The organism is Streptomyces sp. NPDC020489 (genome assembly GCF_044386545.1).
In the GTDB taxonomy this organism is placed as follows: domain Bacteria; phylum Actinomycetota; class Actinomycetes; order Streptomycetales; family Streptomycetaceae; genus Streptomyces.
Window position 1 is genome coordinate 124,729 of record NZ_JBIRUZ010000021.1, and the last position, 18,170, is coordinate 142,898.

Sequence of the window (18,170 nt, forward strand, 5' to 3'; positions counted from 1 at the left end):
ATGGTCGCTGGTCAGTGGCGGTGGGCTGGCGCGGTGGTCCGGGTGCCCTGGGCGTGTGCCGGGTGGCGGGACGGGCTGTCGCCGGACAGGGACGGGCGCGGGTGCGCGTGGCTCCCCGCCCGCCCTCCGCCGCCCTCGCCGCTCACCCCCGTCGCTTCGGCGGCCCCGGCGGTGGCGGTGGGGGAGGCGGGGGCGGGAACGGACCGTCGTCCGGCGCGGAGGGCTCGTCGCCGCCGCGCCGCCCGCGGCCGGGCCGGCGCGGTGAACGGGGCGGTGGCTCGAAGGGCCGCACCATCGTGGGCGCGCCGTACAGGTCGTCGCCGCTCGGCGGCGAGTCGTCGGACTGCTCGCCGGACACCGAGCCGTCGTCATCGGGCGCCCGCGTGCCTCCGTGCGGCGGGGCCCCGGTACGCGCCAACCACGCGTCCCTGCCGGGGGGCGCCGCGCCGCCACGCTGGCCGTCATCGGCGGGCCGTGCCCTCTGCGCCGGGGGCTCCCCGGACAGCGGGCGTCCCTGCCCCGCCGGGGCGCCGGGCGCCGGTCGCGCACCCCCGGGGAACGGTCGGCCCGGCCCCCGAGCCTCGGACGGTCGCGCGTCCTCCGGTTCCCGCGCCTCCGATGGTCGCGCGTCCTCCGGTTGCCGCAGCCCTTCCGGCACCCGCAGATACGGATTGGTGTCCGGGTTCGGTGGCCGGTACGGCGCCCCCGGCGTGTACGGCCCGGACTCGCCGCCCGCGTCCCCCGGACCGGCACCGCCACGACCGGGCCCCGCCCCGGAGGAGCGCCCGCGCGACGAACCGGCGCCTTTTTCGCGCCCTGCCCCCGGATACTCCGAGCCCTGCGAACCGGGGTGACCGCCCGCCCCACCGACAGACCTCCCGTCGACCTCGCCCCCCGCACCCCCCGGTGCCCCCGGATACGGCGCCGCCCGAGACGCCCCGCCACCGGACCCCGCTCCGGACCCACCGGACCCCGCTCCGGACCCACCGGACCCAGCTCCGGACCCACCGGACCCCGCTCCGGACCCGCCCGGTACCGCTCCGGGCCCACCGGACCCCGCTCCGGGCCCACCGGGCACCGCCCCGGCCCCGCCCGGCACCGCTCCGGGCCCACCGGACCCCGCCCCGGCCCCACCAGGCACCGCCCCGGCCCCACCCGATACCGCCCCCGACCCACCAGGCACCGCCCCGGCCCCACCCCGATACCGCCCCGGCGCCCCCGGATACCCCCCCATGCCCCCCGCAGCCAGCGGCCCGCCCCCCGCAGTCAGCGACCCACCCCCCTCACCCGGCGTCCAGCCCCCGCCCCCGCTCCCGTCCCCGCCTCCCGGCGTCGACCCCAACGCCCGCACCGCCAGTGGTGCCGCCAACCTCCCCGCCGCCCCCGTCGCCCGCGCGAGCAGCGCTCCGGTGGCGCCCGCGGCCGCGCCCCACAGGGCGCCGAGGAGCAGGGCCGTGCCGAGTTGTCCGTGCAGTTCGATGCCGGCGCCGAACGCGTCGACGCCGAACACCGACAGCGAGGCGTTCACGGACACGTCCGTCAGCCACGCGAGGAACGGCAACGCCAGTGCCGTCACGACCCCCAGCCGCAGCGCGCACCGCCCGGCGAGACCGAGGGCCCCTGGACCCCGTACCGGCGTCCGCACCGCGGCCAGTACCCCCGCGAGCAGCATCATCATCGCCGCGGCGATGCCCAGCAGCCACACGCGTCCGTCGAGTTCCGCGAGGCGGGACAGGGAGACGGACTGGTCGCGCTCGGAGCTCAGGAGGTCGTCCAGGGGGTCGGGGAGGAAGGTGGTCAGGGGGCCCGTCGCCCGGCCGTCCCAGGGGACGAACAGGCCGAGGGGGATGGCGAGCCAGGTGCCGTTGGGGGCGCCCAGGAGTGCCGCGCCGGCGATCCGCTTCGGATGCGCGTCGCCGACGGACGCGTACGCCGCCGCCGCGAGCCCCGCCGCCACCGCGACCAGCAGGACCGTGACGAGGGCGGACACCGCGGGGCGTACGACGCGGTGCACCGCTTCCCAGCCACGCGGCAGGGGCGTGCGGCGCGAGGCCAGCAGCGCGATCAGCAGGATGCCGGCCGACCAGCCGAGACCGCCGAGCAGCGTCGGCACCGTGTCGACCGTGAACCCGACCGCCGCCTGCGCGTCGACCAGGTCGCCGACCTGGTCCGGGAGCAGCCCGCCGATGTCGCCGACGTCACCGAGCCCGGGGATCTCCAGCCCCCCGCCACCGCCCCCGCCGGGCAGCTCGTCGAGGCCGAGCGCGCCGCCGTCGATCGTGATGACGTCGTGACCCGCCCAGGCCAGCCCGCCCAGCATGGTCACGAACAACACGACCACCGCACCCGCGCGGACCAGCAGTTCGGCCGGCGCGACGACAACTCCGGCCGCCCGCAGGGACCGTAGGAAGAACCAGGACAAAAGGAGCGCTCCGACCAGACTTACGCCGAGTGGCGTGATCTCGATGGCCGTCGCCGCCTGCGCCCCGGTCAGGCCGAACGCGGACACATCACCAGACGGTGTCACCGCCCCACCCGCCCCCAGGGCCACCAGCGCCGCGGTCATCGGGCCGAGCGAGGCGGTCGCGTCCGCCTCCAGCAGGTGCAGTCCGAGCGCCGCGACGCCCGCCATTCCGATCAACGCCCAGCTCACGGCGGCGATCGCGGAGAGGAGGATGTCCCCCCACGGCAGCTTCGCGCCGTGCTTCGTCGTCTCGAACCCCATGGACGCGCTCATGGCAGACCCCCCGATCCGCGGTGCGGCGGTCGCCGCGCATGTCCCTCTCGCGTGGATTACCACTCTCCGGGTCGGTTTCAACCCCGTCAACGGAACCGGTCGAAGCGGGTACGCGTGGTCTTCACAAGGCCCGACTTTCGGTCAGGGGGCCGAGCCTGAAATAGTTCCCGACGATGTTCGACATCCCTAGACTCCCTGTGTTGGGGGTAACTCGGGGGACTACTCATGGGGCATGGAGTGCCGGAACTCGTACTGGAATTGAATGGACGCACCTGGACGCTAGACCCGTCCAGGCCCTACACCCTCGGACGCGATCCGCAGGGAGACATCGTGCTCGACGACGCCAGGGTGTCCTGGCGTCACGCCACGATCAGCTGGAACGGCCGCAGTTGGGCCATCGAGGACCACGGCTCGACGAACGGCACGTTCGTACAGGGCCAGCGGATCCACCAGCTGGAGCTCGGCCCCGGCTCGGCGGTGCACCTCGGCAACGCGACCGACGGACCGCGCGTGAGCCTCTCCGGCGCCGCGGCCCCGTCCGCGCAGCCGCAGGCGCAGCAGCCGTACGCCGCGCAGGCGGCCCAGGCCGCTCCGGCCGCGAACCCCGGCTGGGCCCAGCAGGCGCCGCCGCAGCAGCCGGCCCCGCAGGCCGGTTGGCAGCAGCCGCAGCAACCCTCGGTCGGGAAGGTTCCGCAGCAGCCGGGTCCCGGCGTCGGCGCGGGGGCGCCGCCGGTCTACGGCGACCGCAGCCCGACCACGTTCCACCAGTTCTCGATCGGGCGCGTGATGCGCATCGGTCGTGCCCTGGAGAACGAACTGGTCGTCTCCGACCTGCAGGTCTCCCGTCACCACGCCGAGTTCCACTCGACGCCCGACGGCCGTATGGAGATCCGCGACCTCGGCTCGCACAACGGCACGTACGTCAACGGCCAGCCGATCGCCAAGGGCGGTTCGGTGCTGCTCGGCCCGACGGACATCGTCGGTGTCGGCCACTCGACGTTCCGGATCGTCGGCGACCGGCTCGAGGAGTTCGTCGACACCGGTGAGGTCTCGTTCTCGGCCCGCCATCTGACCGTCACGGTCGACGGCGGCAAGCAGATCCTCAAGGACGTCTCCTTCGGCGTGCCGGAGAAGTCGCTGATCGCGGTCATCGGACCGTCCGGTTCCGGAAAGTCCACGCTGCTCAAGGCGCTGACGGGCTACCGGCCCGCCAACCAGGGCGACGTCCTCTACGACAACCGGAACCTCTACAAGCAGTTCGCCGAGCTGCGCCAGCGCATCGGTCTGGTCCCGCAGGACGACATCCTGCACAAGGAGCTGACCGTCAAGAAGGCCCTCAAGTACGCGGCCAAGCTCCGCTTCCCCGCCGACACCACCGGCGCCGAGCGCGAGGCCCGCATCGACGAGGTGCTGCGCGAGCTGAAGCTGGACATCCACAAGGAGAAGAAGGTCACCTCCCTCTCCGGGGGCCAGCGCAAGCGTGTCTCGGTGGCCCTGGAGCTCCTGACCAAGCCGTCCCTGATCTTCCTGGACGAGCCCACCTCGGGTCTCGACCCGGGCATGGACCGCGACGTGATGCAGCTGCTGCGCGGCCTCGCCGACGACGGCCGTACGGTCCTCGTGGTCACCCACTCGGTGGCCGAGCTGGCGATCTGCGACAAGCTCCTGGTGATGGCGCCCGGCGGTTCGGTCGCCTACTTCGGCCCGCCCGAGGAGGCGCTGAACTTCTTCGGCTACGACACCTGGGCCGACGTCTTCTCCGCCTTCGAGAACTACCGCGACTACGACTGGGCGGGCCGCTGGAAGGGCTCGCAGCACTACCAGATGTACGCCGCGGACATCGACGCCATCGCGCCGCAGTCCGTACAGATGCCGCCGATGCAGGCGATGAAGCCGCCGAAGCCGCAGGGCTGGATGTCCCAGTTCGGCACGCTGGTGCGCCGCTATGTCTCGGTGATCGCCTCCGACAAGGGCTTCCTGGCCCTGTCGATCATCCTGCCGCTCGTCCTGGGCTCGGTGAGCCTGCTCATCGACGCCGGCAAGGACCTCCTGGTCAACACGGAGATCAACCCGAACACCGGCAAGCCCGTCGCCAACGGCACGGCGCTGACGGTCCTGCTGATCCTCGCGGTGGGCGCCTGCTTCGCCGGTGCCGCCAACTCCGTCCGCGAGCTGATCAAGGAACGGGTCATCTACGAGCGGGAGCGCGCGACCGGACTGTCCCGGTCCGCGTACCTGATGTCCAAGGTGTTCGTGCTCGGCCTGATCACCATGGCCCAGGGTCTGATGGTCGGCGTCATCGGCTTCTCCAGCCGCACCATCCCGGACAAGGGCCTGATCCTCGGCAGCCAGATCCTGCTGGAACTGTGCATCCCGATTATGGCGCTGGGCTTCACCGCGATGATGTTCGGCCTGATCATCTCGGCCCTGGTGAAGACCGCCGAGAAGACCATGCCGCTGCTGGTCATGTTCGCGATCGTCCAGGTCGTCTTCACCGGCTGCCTCTTCCCGCTGGCCAACTCGGTCGGCGTCAACGAGCTGTCGTACCTGATGCCGTCGCGCTGGGCGGTCGCCGCCGCGGGCGCCACGCTGGACTTCAACAAGATCAGCCCGCCGGCCAAGGGCGACAGCGACGACCCGCTGTGGGCGCACAGCGTCGGTGCCTGGAGCATGGACATGATCGCCCTGATCGTCCTCGGCGTGGTCTGCGGCTTCCTCGTGGCCCGCTTCCTGCGCCGCCACGAGCCCGAGGTCATGCGCAAGTAGTCAGGTCCGTACGACGCCGAAGGGCGGCACCCCGTCAGTCGGGTGCCGCCCTTCGGCGTACGGCGGTAGAGGTCCGCGCGACCTCAGTACGCGCCGTTGACGTTGTCGATCGAGCCGTACTTGTCGGCCGCGTAGTTGGCGGAGGCGACGATGTTGGCGACCGGGTCGTACTGGCTGAAGGCGGTGCCGGGGACGTGGTACGCGTCGAAGGTCGGCTTGATGATCTGGAGCAGACCGATCGACGGGACACCGTTGATGGCGTTGATGTCCCAGTTGTTGATCGCGTTCGGGTTGCCCGAGGACTCCCGCATGATGTTGCGGTAGAGCCCGTTGTAGGTGCCCGGGATGTTCTTCGCGTCCATGATGTCGAGGGCGTGCTTGATCCAGCCGTCGAGGTTGTTCGCGTAGGTCTTCGGGGCGGCCTTGACCGCGGCGCGCTTGGCGGACCGGCTCGCGGCCTCCTTCGCCTTGCGCTCCGCCGCGGCCTTCTTCGCGGCGGCGGCCTTCTTCTTCGCGGCGGCGTCGGCGGCGGCCTTCGCGGCGGCCTTCTTCGCGGCGGCGGCCTCGGCGGCCTGGCTCTGGAGGCTCGTGCCGGCGAGCTGCTCGGTCACGTCGGACTGGAGACCCTTGAGCTGCTCGGAGCTGTACGCCACCGCGGCGGAGGAAGCGGCCTCGCTCGTGGTCGTCTCCGCGTTGCCGGGAACAGCGGAGAACGCGAGGGCGGCGGCGCCGAGCGTGGCGACACCGGCGATGGCGACCTTGTGGCGCTTGGTGAGCGCGCGACTGTGGCTCTTCTGGGACATGCGGATGGACCTCTTCGAATAGCGCGGAGGCCGCTCTTCGTCCGGCGGGGGACCCGGGTGCTTCCGGCACCGGGCACTCGGCACGAACGCCGCGGACGAACCCGCGGCGCTGAGCGACGGCTGCCATTCTTAGCGGTCGCAAAAATGTGTGGCAAAGGTGTGACGTACGATCCTGCATAGTGGATCAGGGAGGGGCAAAACGGGACAGACAGGAACGCCCGCCCCGCTCACCCCGGACCGCTTTATCTCCTATGCACCTTCGTACGTGACCTGCGCCCTATGCGCGGGCTCACATCGGCCACGTAACAGTCTCACCGTCAGTTGCTGAAGCAACGCTCTGCGTGAGGGTCCTCCTCCGGGAGGATGAGATGCACGTCCCCGAACTCGTGCCACAGATAGCGTCCCCGCAGCGCCTCCTCGTACGCACGGTCCACGGCCGCCCGCCCGGCCACCGCCCGCAGCATCAGCAGATGCGAGGCCTCGGGCTCGTGCAGCCCGGTCAGCAGCCCGTCCACCACCCGCACCCCGCGCCGCGGCGTCACCACCAGATCCGTCCACCCCGCACGCGCGCGTACGACGCCGTCGGCACCCGCCGCCGACTCCACGGCCCGCACCGCGGTCGTCCCCACGGCCACGACCCTGCCGCCCCCCGCCCTGGCGGCGTTGATCAACCGCGCCGACGCCTCCGGCACCGCGAACCGCTCCGGATACGGCGGCTCGTGCACCTCCGCCGACGCCACCCCGGTGTGCAGGGTGATCGGCGCGAACTGCACCCCCCGGCTCACCAGCTCCGCCACCAGCCGCGCGGTGAAGGGCCGAGCGGCACTCGGCATCTCCGCGCTGCCGGTCCCGTCCGGGGAGGGCAGCGCGAACACCGTCTGGTAGACGGACAGGGGCTGGTCGCGGTCGGTGTAGGCGTAGCGGATCGGGCGGCCGTGCTCGCGCAGCGTGCCCACGACCCGGCAGAGACCGCCGGCGTCCCGGTCGGCCCCGACCACCCGCGCCCACCAGAGCCGCTCGCTCCCGGCGCTCAGCGGCTCCTCCAGGAGCAGCCGGACACCCCCGGGCAACCGCACCTCAGTACCCGCGGGACCGCCCGCACGCGCGCGTGTGGTGCCCCGCGGGTCCGGGTCCCGCAGCTCGACCGCCCAGCGACCGTCGTCCCCGCGCGTGGAGAAGTGCACCACCACGCGCGCGTGCTTGATCCGTCCGTCCACGGCCGCCGCCAGCGTGGGCGAGGTGTTGACGACGAGCAGATCCCCGGCCCGCAGCAGCCGAGGCAGCTCCGCGAACGCGTGATGGGCCACCGCCGTACCGCGCGACACCAGCAGCCGCACGGCGTCCCGGTCCAGCCCCGGCCCCCGCTGCTCGGCCGGAACACGGGCCGACAGCTCCGCCGGGACGCGCAGCGCCGTCGTCATCGCCCCTCCGCCGGCGCGGGCACTGCGTACCGGCCGCTCGCCGGCCGCTCGTCGAGCAGCCGCAGGAAGCCCGGGACCACCTCGGCCGGATCGGGACGGGGACCATCGTCGCCCGGTACGGCCGCCGCGTACAGCTCCGTCGCCATGTCCCCGGGGTCGACCGCCCACACCCGCAGCCCTGGCTCCTCCTCCCCGAGCACCGCCGCGAGCTGGTCCAGGGCGGCCTTCGACGCCCCGTAACCGCCCCACGTCTCGTAGGCCTCGGCCGCCGCGTCCGAGCTGACCGTGATCACCGCACCCGCCTCGGCGGCCCGTAGCAGTGGCAGCGCCTCCTGCACCAGCCCGAGCGTGGCCACCACGTTCACCTCCAGAGCCCGCCGCAGCCCCTCCAACGGCAGCTCCTCCAGGCGTACGAGGGGTTCGGCGCCCAGGGCACTGGCGTTGCCCACCACCAGATCGAGGCCGCCGAACCCGCGCGCGGCCGCCACCAGCCCGACCCGGTGCTCCGGGTCCGTGACATCGCCCGGCAGCGCCGCCACCCGCGTGCCGTACTTCTGGAGCGCCTCGGCCGCCTCCCGCAGCCCCCGCGCACCCCTGGCGTCGAGCACCAGGTCCCAGCCCCGCGCGGCGAGCGCCTCGGCGAGCGCCCGCCCCAGCCCCTTGGAGGCCCCCGTGATGATCGCTACCGGCATGACAACGTCCCCTCGTCCTCGGCGCCCTTCGATCGGCGTGCCCTCAACGTAGGAACCGGCCGGCGCGGCGGGCGTCGGACGCAGGTCGCGAGGGAGCGGGGCCCTTCGTCCTAGTCCCACCGGCCCAGGAGGCCGCCGCCACAGGTCCGATACGGACTGTCACACCCCGCCGGTACCGTGAGGGCATGAGTCAAGGACCCAGGTCGGGCCTCGCGGCGGTCAGTTCCGCGCTGCTGGCCATGAGCAGGCACGGGGAGGTGCGCGACGTCCTCAAGACGATCGTCGCCTCGGCCCGCGAACTGCTCGACGCGCAGTACGCGGCGCTGGGTGTCCCCGACGACCACGGCGGCTTCGCCCAGTTCGTCGTCGACGGCGTCAGCGACCGCCAGTGGAAGGCCATCGGACCCCTCCCGCGCCAGCACGGCATCCTCGCCGCGATGCTCCAGGAGGCGAAGGCCGAGCGCCTCGCCGACGTCCGCAAGGACCCCCGCTTCGAGGGCTGGCCCGCGGCGCACCCCGAGATGTCCGACTTCCTGGGCCTGCCCATCCGCGACGGCGACGAGGTCATCGGCGCCCTCTTCCTCGCGAACAAGAACTGTCCGAAGCCGGACGGCGGCTGCGGCTTCACCGCGGAGGACGAGGACCTCCTCGCCCTCCTCGCCCAGCACGCCGCCATCGCCCTGACCAACGCCCGCCTGTACGAACGCAGCCGTGAGCTGACCATCGCGGAGGAGCGCTCCCGGCTCGCGCACGAACTGCACGACGCGGTCGCCCAGAAGCTGTTCTCGCTGCGCCTGACGGCCCAGGCCGCCGCCGCCCTCGTCGACCGCGACCCCTCCCGCGCCAAGGGCGAGCTCCAGCAGGTCGCCGCGCTCGCCGCCGAGGCCGCCGACGAACTGCGCGCCGCCGTCGTGGAACTGCGCCCCGCCGCCCTCGACGAGGACGGCCTCGTCGCCACCCTCCGCACCCAGATCCAGGTGCTCGACCGCGCCCACACCGCGCGCGTCACCTTCAGCAGCAGCGGCGTGCGCGCCCTGCCCGCCGCCCAGGAGGAGGCCGTCCTGCGCGTCGCCCAGGAGGCCCTGCACAACGCCCTGCGGCACTCCGGCGCCGCACACGTCGACGTGACGCTGTCCCGGCGGGGGAGCGGAGCCGTCCTGCGGGTCACCGACGACGGCTGCGGCTTCGACCCGCAGCAGACCCGGCGCGCGGGACGCCACCTCGGACTGGTCTCCATGCGGGACCGGTCGAGCGGGGTCGGCGGCGGCCTGACCGTGGATTCGGCGCCCGGCAAGGGCACCACGATCGAGATGGAGGTCCCTGGTGGCTGACGCAATCAAGGTGCTGCTCGTCGACGACCACCAGGTGGTCCGTCGCGGCCTGCGCACCTTCCTCGAGGTACAGGACGACATCGAGGTCGTCGGCGAGGCCTCCGACGGCGCCGAGGGAGTGGCGCGCGCCGAGGAGCTCGGGCCCGACGTCGTCCTCATGGACGTCAAGATGCCGGGCATGGACGGCGTGGACGCCCTGCGCAAGCTGCGCGAACTGAACAACCCCGCGCGCGTGCTGATCGTCACCAGCTTCACCGAGCAGCGCACGGTGGTCCCGGCGCTGCGCGCGGGCGCCGCGGGGTACGTCTACAAGGACATCGACCCGGACGCGCTGGCCGGCGCCATCCGCTCCGTCCACGCGGGGCACATCCTGCTCCAGCCCGAGGTCGCGGGCGCCCTGCTGTCCCAGGAGGAGGCCAACAACGGCCACGGGAGGGCGGGTTCGCTCACCGACCGCGAGCACGAGGTCCTCGGCCTGATAGCGGACGGCCGCTCGAACCGCGAGATCGCGCGCGCCCTCGTCCTCTCGGAGAAGACCGTCAAGACCCACGTCTCGAACATCCTGATGAAACTCGACCTGGCGGACCGCACGCAGGCCGCGTTGTGGGCGGTACGTCATGGAGTGACCGGTTGATCCACCAAGGGGGCGGCAATTCGGAGGGTTCCGCTCCGGACTGAGATTCATACCGTCGTGGGAATGTCCCCCGGATGGCGCATCCTTCGTGGAGCTCCGCCGTTCTCCAGTGCGTGCTGCGGCGCCTGCCGCGGCAATCGCTAGGAGGGGCTCAGAAGTGAAGAACCTGAAGAAGGCAGCGGCCGTGACGATGGTGGCCGGCGGGCTGATCGCCGCCGGTGCCGGTATGGCCTCCGCCACCGACGGCTCGCACGCCGACGGCTCGGCCGTGGGCTCGCCCGGCGTCATCTCGGGCAACCTCGTCCAGGCTCCGGTGCACGTCCCGGTGAACGCGGTCGGCAACAGCGTCAACGTCATCGGTGTGCTGAACCCGGCGTTCGGCAACCTCGGCATCAACCGCTGACCTCCGCCACGGAGCAGCAGTGACTTCCGGCCTCCCAGGTCCGCCTGGGAGGCCGGTCAGCTTGTCCGGCCAATGACCCGAACGGGCACCTGCGGTCGGCCTTCCGTACCGTCCGTCGCCTCTCCCGCGTTGACCAGGCACGGCCCGTGGCCGGGTCGGACTCGCAACGCGCAGGAGGAACGCTTCTCATGAACATCGCCAAGAAGGCCGCCGTGGCCCTCACCGCCGCCGGTATCGCCACGGGTGCCGCCGCCGGTGCCGCTGTCGCCGACGCGGAGGCCGACGGCGCGGCCGTGAAGTCGCCGGGCGTCGTCTCGGGCAACCTGGTCGAGGTCCCCGTTCACATCCCCGTGAACGTCGTCGGCAACACGGTCAACGGCATCGCCGGCCTGAACCCCGCCTTCGGCAACCAGGGTGCGAACGACTGACGTCGTCTCCGCGGACGGGGCCCCTCGAGTCAACGGCGACTCGAGGGGCCCTTCGGTTTGCGTGACGGGGGGCTCTCTCGACTGCGGGTGCGGGTGGGTGGGGGCTGGTCGCGCAGTTCCCCGCGCCCCTGGGGGTGGGGCTGGTCGCGGTGTTCTTTGGCTGCGGCCGGGTGGGGGCTGGTCGCGCAGTTCCCCGCGCCCCTGAGGGTGATCACCGCAGCCCCCTGTGCGAAGCGACGCCGGTGACCGCGATCCCGCCGCTCACCGCACCCCGCGCTCCCGCTCCTCCACATACGCGTTGTACGCCGCCACCTGCGCTCGTCGGGCCGTTCGCTCCACCGGGCGCAGGGCCTGCGCGCGGGCCGCCATCTCACCCGCGCTCACCGCACCCCCGGGCCCGTGCTCGTAGGCGACGGAGACCAGCAACCCCACCCGTTGCGCAAGCTCCAGCACCCGCACCGCGCGGGGCGGATACCCCGGGGCCAGCACCTCGCGCCCCCGCTCCGCCCGAGCCCGGTACGCGTCGACCGCCGCCTCGGCCACCGGACCCGACCCCGCCACGTCGAGCCGCGTCAGCATCTCCGTCGCGTCCCGCAACGCCTCCGCCAGCTCCCGCTCGGCCTCGCCCAGGGACGGCACGTCGGCCGGCGGCGCCTCCCGCACCGACAGCACATGCCACACCACCTCGACATGCACGTCACCGGACGGCCCGGCCTCGTACACCTCCGGCACCAACCCGAGCGCCGCCCCGTGACAGATCACCGCCTCCTCGGCCTCCAACGCCCGCGCGTTGAACTCCGGCGGCCCGCTCAGCCCCAGCGGATGCCCCGGCGCCGGCAGCGCCACCCGGAACCCGACGACCCCGAGTCCCCGCAGCCGCCCGAGCGCGAGGGTCAGTCCGACCGGTGACGATTCGCCCGGCAGCCCCTCCACCCGGTGCACGGCGTCCTCGCCGACGATCGCGAGCACGGCGTCGTCCGGCGAGACAAGTCCGGCAAGAAGGCCATTTCCCCATGCGGCAAGGCGTCCAGAGCGTGGTTCCGAGAGCATGCCCCCACCCTAAGGACCGGACCGATGGAATGGAGCAGGCGACCGGTGGCGTAGATTTCCTTGAGGGCCGCGCCGACACGCGCACGCGAGAAGCCCGGACGCCGAGACCGGTCACACTGCAAGGGGAGACAACACGCTCATGAGCGACGTTCTGGAGCTTGAGGACGTATCCGTGGTCCGTGAGGGCCGGGCTCTGGTGGACCAGGTCTCCTGGTCGGTCAAGGAGGGCGAGCGCTGGGTCATCCTCGGTCCCAACGGCGCCGGCAAGACCACCCTCCTCAACGTCGCCTCCAGCTACGTCTACCCCAGCAAGGGCACCGCCACGATCCTCGGCGAGACCCTCGGCAAGCCCGGCACCGACGTCTTCGAACTGCGCCCGCGCATCGGCATGGCCGGCATCGCCATGGCCGACAAGCTCCCCAAGCGCCAGACCGTCCTGGAGACCGTACTGACGGCCGCGTACGGCATGACGGCCACCTGGCAGGAGGACTACGACGAGATCGACGAGCAGCGCGCCCGCGCCTTCCTCGACCGTCTCGGCATGAGCGACTACCTGGAGCGCAAGTTCGGCACCCTCTCCGAGGGCGAGCGCAAGCGCACCCTGATCGCCCGCGCCCTGATGACCGACCCCGAGCTGCTCCTCCTCGACGAGCCCGCCGCAGGCCTCGACCTCGGCGGCCGCGAGGACCTCGTACGCCGGCTCGGCCGCCTCGCCCGCGACCCGATCGCCCCCTCCATGCTGATGGTCACCCACCACGTGGAGGAGATCGCCCCCGGCTTCACCCACGTCCTGATGATCCGCCAGGGCAAGGTCCTCGCTGCCGGCCCGCTGGAGCTCGAACTCACCTCCCGCAACCTCTCCCTCTGCTTCGGCCTCCCGCTCGTCGTCGAGCAGGTCGGCGAGCGCTGGACGGCACAGGGCCTGCCGCTGTCCTGAGTCTCTTCTCGCCCTCCCGCCAAGGGAGTTCACGGGTGAGAACCCCATGCAGACCCCTCTGCGCCCTGTCCGCGGCGGGACCTGCGGAACTACCATGACCATGTGAACGACATCGACGCATGGGTGTGGTGGCTCATCGGCGCGGCAGGGCTCGGCATCCCGCTCGTGATCACGGCCATGCCGGAGTTCGGAATGCTCGCCGTGGGCGCCGTGGCGGCCGCGATCATGGCGGGCCTCGGCTTCGACGTGGTCGTCCAGGTCCTCGTCTTCGCCGTCGTCTCGGTCGCCCTCATCGCCGTCGTCCGACCCGTCGCGACCAGGCATGGCGCGCAGCGACCCCAACTGGCCACCGGAATCGAGGCGTTGAAGGGCAGGCAGGCCGTGGTGACGGAGCGCGTCGACGGCTCCGGCGGCCGGATCAAGCTCGCCGGAGAGGTCTGGTCGGCCCGCGCTCTCGACACCGGCCGCGCCTACGAAGTAGGTGACGAAGTGGACGTCGTGGACATCGAGGGGGCCACGGCGATCATCATGTGACCTCGCACGATGCAAGTGGCGCGAAACCCCACGAGGCCCACGACGGTCTGTCAGACTCGACCAGCAAGATCTTCGACAACCATAAGATCTTCCGAAAGCGCCCAGGCGGAGAGAGGTACGGGGAAGCGACGATGGAACCGGTCATCATCGTTTTGATCATCCTGGTGGTGTTGGTCTTCATCGCCCTGATCAAGACCATCCAAGTCATCCCGCAGGCCAGCGCGGCCATCGTCGAGCGCTTCGGCCGCTACACGAGGACCCTCAACGCGGGCCTGAACATCGTCGTCCCGTTCATCGACACCATCCGCAACCGGATCGACCTGCGTGAACAGGTCGTCCCGTTCCCGCCGCAGCCGGTGATCACCCAGGACAACCTGGTGGTCAACATCGACACGGTCATCTACTACCAGGTGACCGACGCGAGGGCCGCGACCTACGAGGTCGCCAGCTACATCCAGGCCATCGAGCAGCTCACGGTCACCACCCTCCGCAACATCATCGGTGGCATGGACCTGGAACGCACCCTGACCTCCCGCGAGGAGATCAACGCGGCCCTGCGCGGCGTCCTCGACGAGGCGACGGGCAAGTGGGGCATCCGCGTCAACCGAGTGGAACTCAAGGCGATCGAGCCCCCGACCTCCATCCAGGACTCGATGGAGAAGCAGATGCGCGCCGACCGAGACAAGCGCGCGGCGATCCTCACCGCGGAGGGCACGCGCCAGGCGGCCATCCTCACCGCCGAGGGTGAGAAGCAGTCCCAGATCCTGCGCGCCGAGGGTGAGGCCAAGGCAGCGGCCCTGCGAGCGGAGGGCGAGGCCCAGGCCGTCCGCACGGTCTTCGAGGCCATCCACGCCGGCGACCCCGACCAGAAGCTCCTCTCCTACCAGTACCTCCAGATGCTCCCCAAGATCGCCGAGGGCGACGCCAACAAGCTCTGGATCGTCCCCAGCGAGATCGGCGACGCCCTCAAGGGCCTCTCCGGCGCCATGGGCAACTTCGGCAACCTGGGCGGCGGTTCAGGAGGCGGCGGCCAGGGCAACGGTGGATCGGAACGCCGGGAGAAGCCGTCGATCGACTGACGCGGAAGTCGTCGTACGACAATGGGGGCCGCCTTCTTGAGAAGGCGGCCCCCATACGCACCCCAGGGGCGCGGGGAGCGGCGCGACAAGCCACGACGAACCCGCAGTCGCAAGCGAACCGATCCCGGCAGACGCTCAGGCGCTACGCGGCATCCCGAGCCAACCAGTCAGGCAGCGCCTGAAACTCCTCGGTCCCCAGCGACAGCAACATCGCGTCCGCAGGGCTGGGCTCGAACGGCTCCCGCAGCAACGGCATACCCGCCTGCTCCGGAGTCCGGTCGGCCTTGCGGTGATTGTCCTCCGCGCAGGAGGCCACCGTGTTCAGCCAGGAGTCCTGACCACCCTGCGCCCGCGGCACCACATGGTCCACGGTCGTCGCCCTGCGCCCGCAGTACGCGCACCGGTGCCGGTCCCTGACCAGCACACCCCGCCGAGACCACGGCGCTTGTCTTCGGAACGGCACCCGCACGTATCTGCACAGCCTGATCACCCGGGGCGCCGGTATGTCGACCGCGGCTCCGCGCATCCGCAGTTCGGGGTGGGTCTGCTCGACCACGGCCTTGTCCTGGAGCACCAGAACGACGGCACGGTTCAACGTCACCGTCGACAGCGGCTCGAAGCTCGCGTTCAGTACCAGCGTGTCCCGCATGACCAGCCCACCTCCTGTGCGCACCGGCCCACCCCTTGGCGGGCTGGGATCAACTCTGGCCGGGCACGCCGAGATGGACAACGAAATAAAAAGTGCCCGCCCCTGATCACTTCCAAGACCAGGGGCGGGCAAACGTTCCGTGAACGGTGGGCTCGTTCAGCTCTCCGCGGGGATTTCGTACTCACCGATCAGCTGGGCACGCGCGATCGTCTTGAACCGCAGGTTGAATCCCACGACGGCGGGAGAGGCGTCGGAATCCACCCCGAGCTTCTCCTGGTCCACCGCGTAGACCGTGAACACGTACCGGTGCGGCCCGTCCCCGGGCGGCGGCGCGGCACCGCCGAAGTCCTTCGACCCGTAGTCGTTGCGGACCTGTACGGCGGCCTCCGGCAGCCCCTCGAACTTGCCGCTGCCCGCGCCCGCCGGCAGCTCGGTCACCGAGGCCGGGATGTCGAACACGGTCCAGTGCCAGAACCCGCTGCCCGTGGGGGCGTCGGGGTCGTAGCAGGTCACGGCGAAGCTCTTGGTCTCGGGTGGGAAGCCCTCCCACCGCAGCTGCGGCGAGGTGTTGCCGGCCGCGTAGACCTGAGCGTCCTTGAGCGGCGCACCTTCCTCGACGTCCTCGCTCGTCACCGTGAACGACGGCACGGGCGGATGGAAGTCATGGGGGAGCGGCCGCCTCTTGAGCTCGGTCACCTCGGTACCTCCTGATCGGTTCATGGGGGATTCCTGATCAGTGGAATCAGTACGTCCCGAGCCTAGAACCAGTTGCGCTTGCTGCCGACCTCGGACAGCCACTGGTTGAGGTACGCCGGCCAGTCTGTGCCCTGGTAGTCGTGCAGGCCCACCTTGAACGAGCGGAAGGTGTCGCTGCCCTCACTGAACAGCCCCGGCTTCTTGTCCATCTCCAGCACCACGTCCATGGCGGTGTGATCGGCGACGAAGCTCAGCTCGACCTGGTTGATCCCGCGGTACTGCTGCGGCGGGAAGAACTCGATCTCCTGGTAGAACGGCAGCTTCTGCCGCGTACCGCGAATGAGGCCACGCTCCATGTCCGCGCTCTTGAACCGGAAGCCCAACTGGATGAACGCGTCCAGGATCGCCTTCTGCGCCGGCAGCGGGTGCACGTTGATCGGGTCCAGGTCACCGGAGTCCACCGCACGCGCGATCTCCAGCTCCGTGGACACCCCGATGTGCATCCCGCGCAGCGGCTGACCGTCGATCGTGGTGATCGGCGTCTCCCACGGGATCTCGAGCCCGAACGGCACCGCGTGCACGGCACCCGCCTTGAGCTCGAAGGCGCCGCCGAGCCGCTGCTTGGTGAACTCGATGTCCTGCTTGTACTCCTGGTCGCCGCTCTCCACCTCGACCTTGGCCTGGAGCCCGACCGACAGCGCCTCGATCTGCTGATCGACGGACCCGCCCTGGATCCGCACCTCACCCTGGACGACACCACCCGGAACGACGTTGACCTCGGTCAGCACCGTCTCGACCGAAGCCCCGCCGGCCCCCAGGCTCGCGAGCAGCTTCTTGAACGCCATGTCTCTCCCTCTACGTCGTCCCGTGACTTGCTTCTAGTGCGAGTCGCGTGTGGATCCTCGATCCGTACAAACGCGATCCGGCCCCGGCCGGTTCCGCGCCCTCACCCTTGCAAGGCGAGCGCGCGCTGACCACCCCATGGCAGCCGCCCCGTCTGCACTACCCTCGGACGGCATGATCGCGAGCCCCGACCGTACGCCCCTCCCGCGCGAGTTCTTCGACCGCCCCGTACTGGACGTCGCCCCCGACCTCCTCGGCCGCATCCTCGTCCGCACCACCCCTGACGGCCCGATCGTCCTTCGCCTCACAGAGGTGGAGGCCTACGACGGCCGGCACGACCCCGGCTCGCACGCCTATCGCGGCCGCACGGCCCGCAACAGCGTGATGTTCGGCCCGCCCGGTCATGTGTACGTCTACTTCACCTACGGCATGTGGCACTGCATGAACCTGGTGTGCGGTCCGGACGGCACGGCGAGCGCGGTCCTGCTGCGCGCGGGCGAGATCGTCGAGGGCGCCGAGCTGGCCCGCAAACGTCGACTCTCGGCCCGGAACGACAAGGAACTGGCCAAAGGGCCGGCCCGCCTGGCCACAGCCCTGGACGTAGCCCGCTCTCTGGACGGCACGGACGCATGCGCTTCGGAGGACAGCCCACTGAGGGTCCTCGCAGGCACCCCCGTCGCCTCCGACCAGGTACTCAACGGCCCCCGCACCGGAGTGTCCGGCGAGGGAGGCGTCCACCCGTGGCGCTTCTGGATCGCCAACGACCCGACCGTGAGCCCGTATCGGGCGCATACGCCAAGGCGTCGGTCAAGTTGACGCGCCCTTGCGCGGTGCGTAATGTAGCCCGAGCCGCTTGAACCGGGTACTGCGATCGTCAGCAGCCGGAAGCGGCCAAACCACTACCTACGACCTCCTCTCAGCGAGGGTCAATTCGGCGTGTCTGCATGCCTGAATTCGAACTCGCGGAACTCGATTATGAGTTGGCGGGAGGATGGGCTAACGTAGTGAATGTCGAAAGGCCGACAGGCGAAAGCCACGAAGCCCAAGGCAAATCCCGCCGACAGGGAATCGGACCGGAAACGGTCTGATAGAGTCGGAAACGCAAGACCGAAGGGAAAAGCCCGGAGGAAAGCCCGAGAGGGTGAGTACAAAGGAAGCGTCCGTTCC

Annotated in this window: 16 protein-coding genes and 1 pseudogene; 9 read left to right on the forward strand and 8 right to left on the reverse strand. The window is 71.2% G+C overall.

The window, feature by feature from the left end; genetic code table 11:
* Window positions 1-877 precede the first annotated feature (877 nt).
* Window positions 878-2,737: pseudogene (locus tag ACH41F_RS38865) on the reverse strand (streptophobe family protein); the annotation flags it as partial.
* 237 nt (window positions 2,738-2,974) lie between these two features.
* On the opposite strand from ACH41F_RS38865, the gene ACH41F_RS38870 reads away from it, so the two are divergent.
* Window positions 2,975-5,503 carry an FHA domain-containing protein gene (locus tag ACH41F_RS38870; protein ID WP_391230594.1) on the forward strand — a complete coding sequence of 843 codons (2,529 nt, stop codon included), beginning with the start codon at window positions 2,975-2,977 and terminating at the stop codon, window positions 5,501-5,503.
* A gap of 83 nt (window positions 5,504-5,586) precedes the next feature.
* Here the strand turns inward: ACH41F_RS38870 and ACH41F_RS38875 are convergent, their stop codons facing one another.
* The 3 genes from ACH41F_RS38875 to ACH41F_RS38885 all read right to left on the reverse strand — a co-directional run bounded on the left by ACH41F_RS38875 (window position 5,587) and on the right by ACH41F_RS38885 (window position 8,419).
* Complete coding sequence (locus tag ACH41F_RS38875; RefSeq protein ID WP_398839627.1) at window positions 5,587-6,306, reverse strand: transglycosylase SLT domain-containing protein; 720 nt, start codon at window positions 6,304-6,306, stop codon at window positions 5,587-5,589.
* 317 nt (window positions 6,307-6,623) lie between these two features.
* A complete protein-coding gene (locus ACH41F_RS38880; RefSeq protein WP_398839628.1) occupies window positions 6,624-7,727 on the reverse strand; it encodes an S-adenosylmethionine:tRNA ribosyltransferase-isomerase in 1,104 nt (367 codons plus the stop codon).
* Window positions 7,724-8,419: an SDR family NAD(P)-dependent oxidoreductase gene (locus tag ACH41F_RS38885; RefSeq protein ID WP_398839629.1), complete on the reverse strand. Its 696-nt coding sequence runs from the start codon at window positions 8,417-8,419 to the stop codon at window positions 7,724-7,726. Before ACH41F_RS38885 ends, ACH41F_RS38880 begins: the two co-directional genes overlap by 4 nt.
* Window positions 8,420-8,604: 185 nt before the next feature.
* Here ACH41F_RS38885 and ACH41F_RS38890 point away from each other — a divergent pair, with 185 nt between their 5' ends.
* The 4 genes from ACH41F_RS38890 to ACH41F_RS38905 all read left to right on the forward strand — a co-directional run bounded on the left by ACH41F_RS38890 (window position 8,605) and on the right by ACH41F_RS38905 (window position 11,215).
* Window positions 8,605-9,750, forward strand: coding sequence for a GAF domain-containing sensor histidine kinase (locus ACH41F_RS38890; protein WP_398839630.1), 1,146 nt, complete (start codon window positions 8,605-8,607; stop codon window positions 9,748-9,750).
* Window positions 9,743-10,384: a response regulator gene (locus ACH41F_RS38895; protein WP_391230537.1), complete on the forward strand. Its 642-nt coding sequence runs from the start codon at window positions 9,743-9,745 to the stop codon at window positions 10,382-10,384. The genes ACH41F_RS38890 and ACH41F_RS38895 overlap by 8 nt, the downstream gene beginning before the upstream one ends.
* Before the next feature lie 157 nt (window positions 10,385-10,541).
* The gene (gene chpE, locus ACH41F_RS38900) at window positions 10,542-10,787 is read left to right on the forward strand and encodes a chaplin ChpE (RefSeq protein ID WP_391230539.1); all 246 of its coding nucleotides are present in this window, start codon (window positions 10,542-10,544) and stop codon (window positions 10,785-10,787) included.
* 188 nt (window positions 10,788-10,975) lie between these two features.
* Window positions 10,976-11,215 (forward strand): chaplin family protein, encoded by a 240-nt coding sequence (locus ACH41F_RS38905; protein WP_391230541.1) that lies wholly within the window; start codon window positions 10,976-10,978, stop codon window positions 11,213-11,215.
* Window positions 11,216-11,476: 261 nt separating this feature from the next.
* Here ACH41F_RS38905 and ACH41F_RS38910 read toward each other — a convergent pair whose 3' ends face one another.
* Window positions 11,477-12,265: a hypothetical protein gene (locus ACH41F_RS38910; protein ID WP_391230543.1), complete on the reverse strand. Its 789-nt coding sequence runs from the start codon at window positions 12,263-12,265 to the stop codon at window positions 11,477-11,479.
* Between the two features lie 139 nt (window positions 12,266-12,404).
* Here ACH41F_RS38910 and ACH41F_RS38915 point away from each other — a divergent pair, with 139 nt between their 5' ends.
* From ACH41F_RS38915 to ACH41F_RS38925, 3 genes are all read left to right on the forward strand, one after another.
* Window positions 12,405-13,202, forward strand: a complete 798-nt coding sequence (locus ACH41F_RS38915; RefSeq protein ID WP_391230545.1) for an ATP-binding cassette domain-containing protein — start codon at window positions 12,405-12,407, stop codon at window positions 13,200-13,202.
* Between the two features lie 102 nt (window positions 13,203-13,304).
* Entirely contained in the window at window positions 13,305-13,736 is a 432-nt protein-coding gene (locus tag ACH41F_RS38920; RefSeq protein WP_391230547.1) for an NfeD family protein, read from the forward strand.
* Window positions 13,737-13,867: 131 nt separating this feature from the next.
* Window positions 13,868-14,815 carry an SPFH domain-containing protein gene (locus ACH41F_RS38925; protein WP_046257770.1) on the forward strand — a complete coding sequence of 316 codons (948 nt, stop codon included), beginning with the start codon at window positions 13,868-13,870 and terminating at the stop codon, window positions 14,813-14,815.
* A 142-nt stretch (window positions 14,816-14,957) separates the two neighbouring features.
* Here ACH41F_RS38925 and ACH41F_RS38930 read toward each other — a convergent pair whose 3' ends face one another.
* The 3 genes from ACH41F_RS38930 to ACH41F_RS38940 all read right to left on the reverse strand — a co-directional run bounded on the left by ACH41F_RS38930 (window position 14,958) and on the right by ACH41F_RS38940 (window position 17,005).
* Window positions 14,958-15,464: an HNH endonuclease gene (locus tag ACH41F_RS38930; protein WP_391230549.1), complete on the reverse strand. Its 507-nt coding sequence runs from the start codon at window positions 15,462-15,464 to the stop codon at window positions 14,958-14,960.
* A 156-nt stretch (window positions 15,465-15,620) separates the two neighbouring features.
* Complete coding sequence (locus tag ACH41F_RS38935; RefSeq protein WP_391230596.1) at window positions 15,621-16,160, reverse strand: YbhB/YbcL family Raf kinase inhibitor-like protein; 540 nt, start codon at window positions 16,158-16,160, stop codon at window positions 15,621-15,623.
* Window positions 16,161-16,222: 62 nt separating this feature from the next.
* Window positions 16,223-17,005, reverse strand: coding sequence for a sporulation protein (locus ACH41F_RS38940; protein WP_391230551.1), 783 nt, complete (start codon window positions 17,003-17,005; stop codon window positions 16,223-16,225).
* A gap of 172 nt (window positions 17,006-17,177) precedes the next feature.
* Between ACH41F_RS38940 and ACH41F_RS38945 the strand changes: the two genes are divergently transcribed.
* Window positions 17,178-17,819, forward strand: a complete 642-nt coding sequence (locus ACH41F_RS38945; protein WP_391230553.1) for a DNA-3-methyladenine glycosylase — start codon at window positions 17,178-17,180, stop codon at window positions 17,817-17,819.
* Window positions 17,820-18,170: the final 351 nt, after the last annotated feature.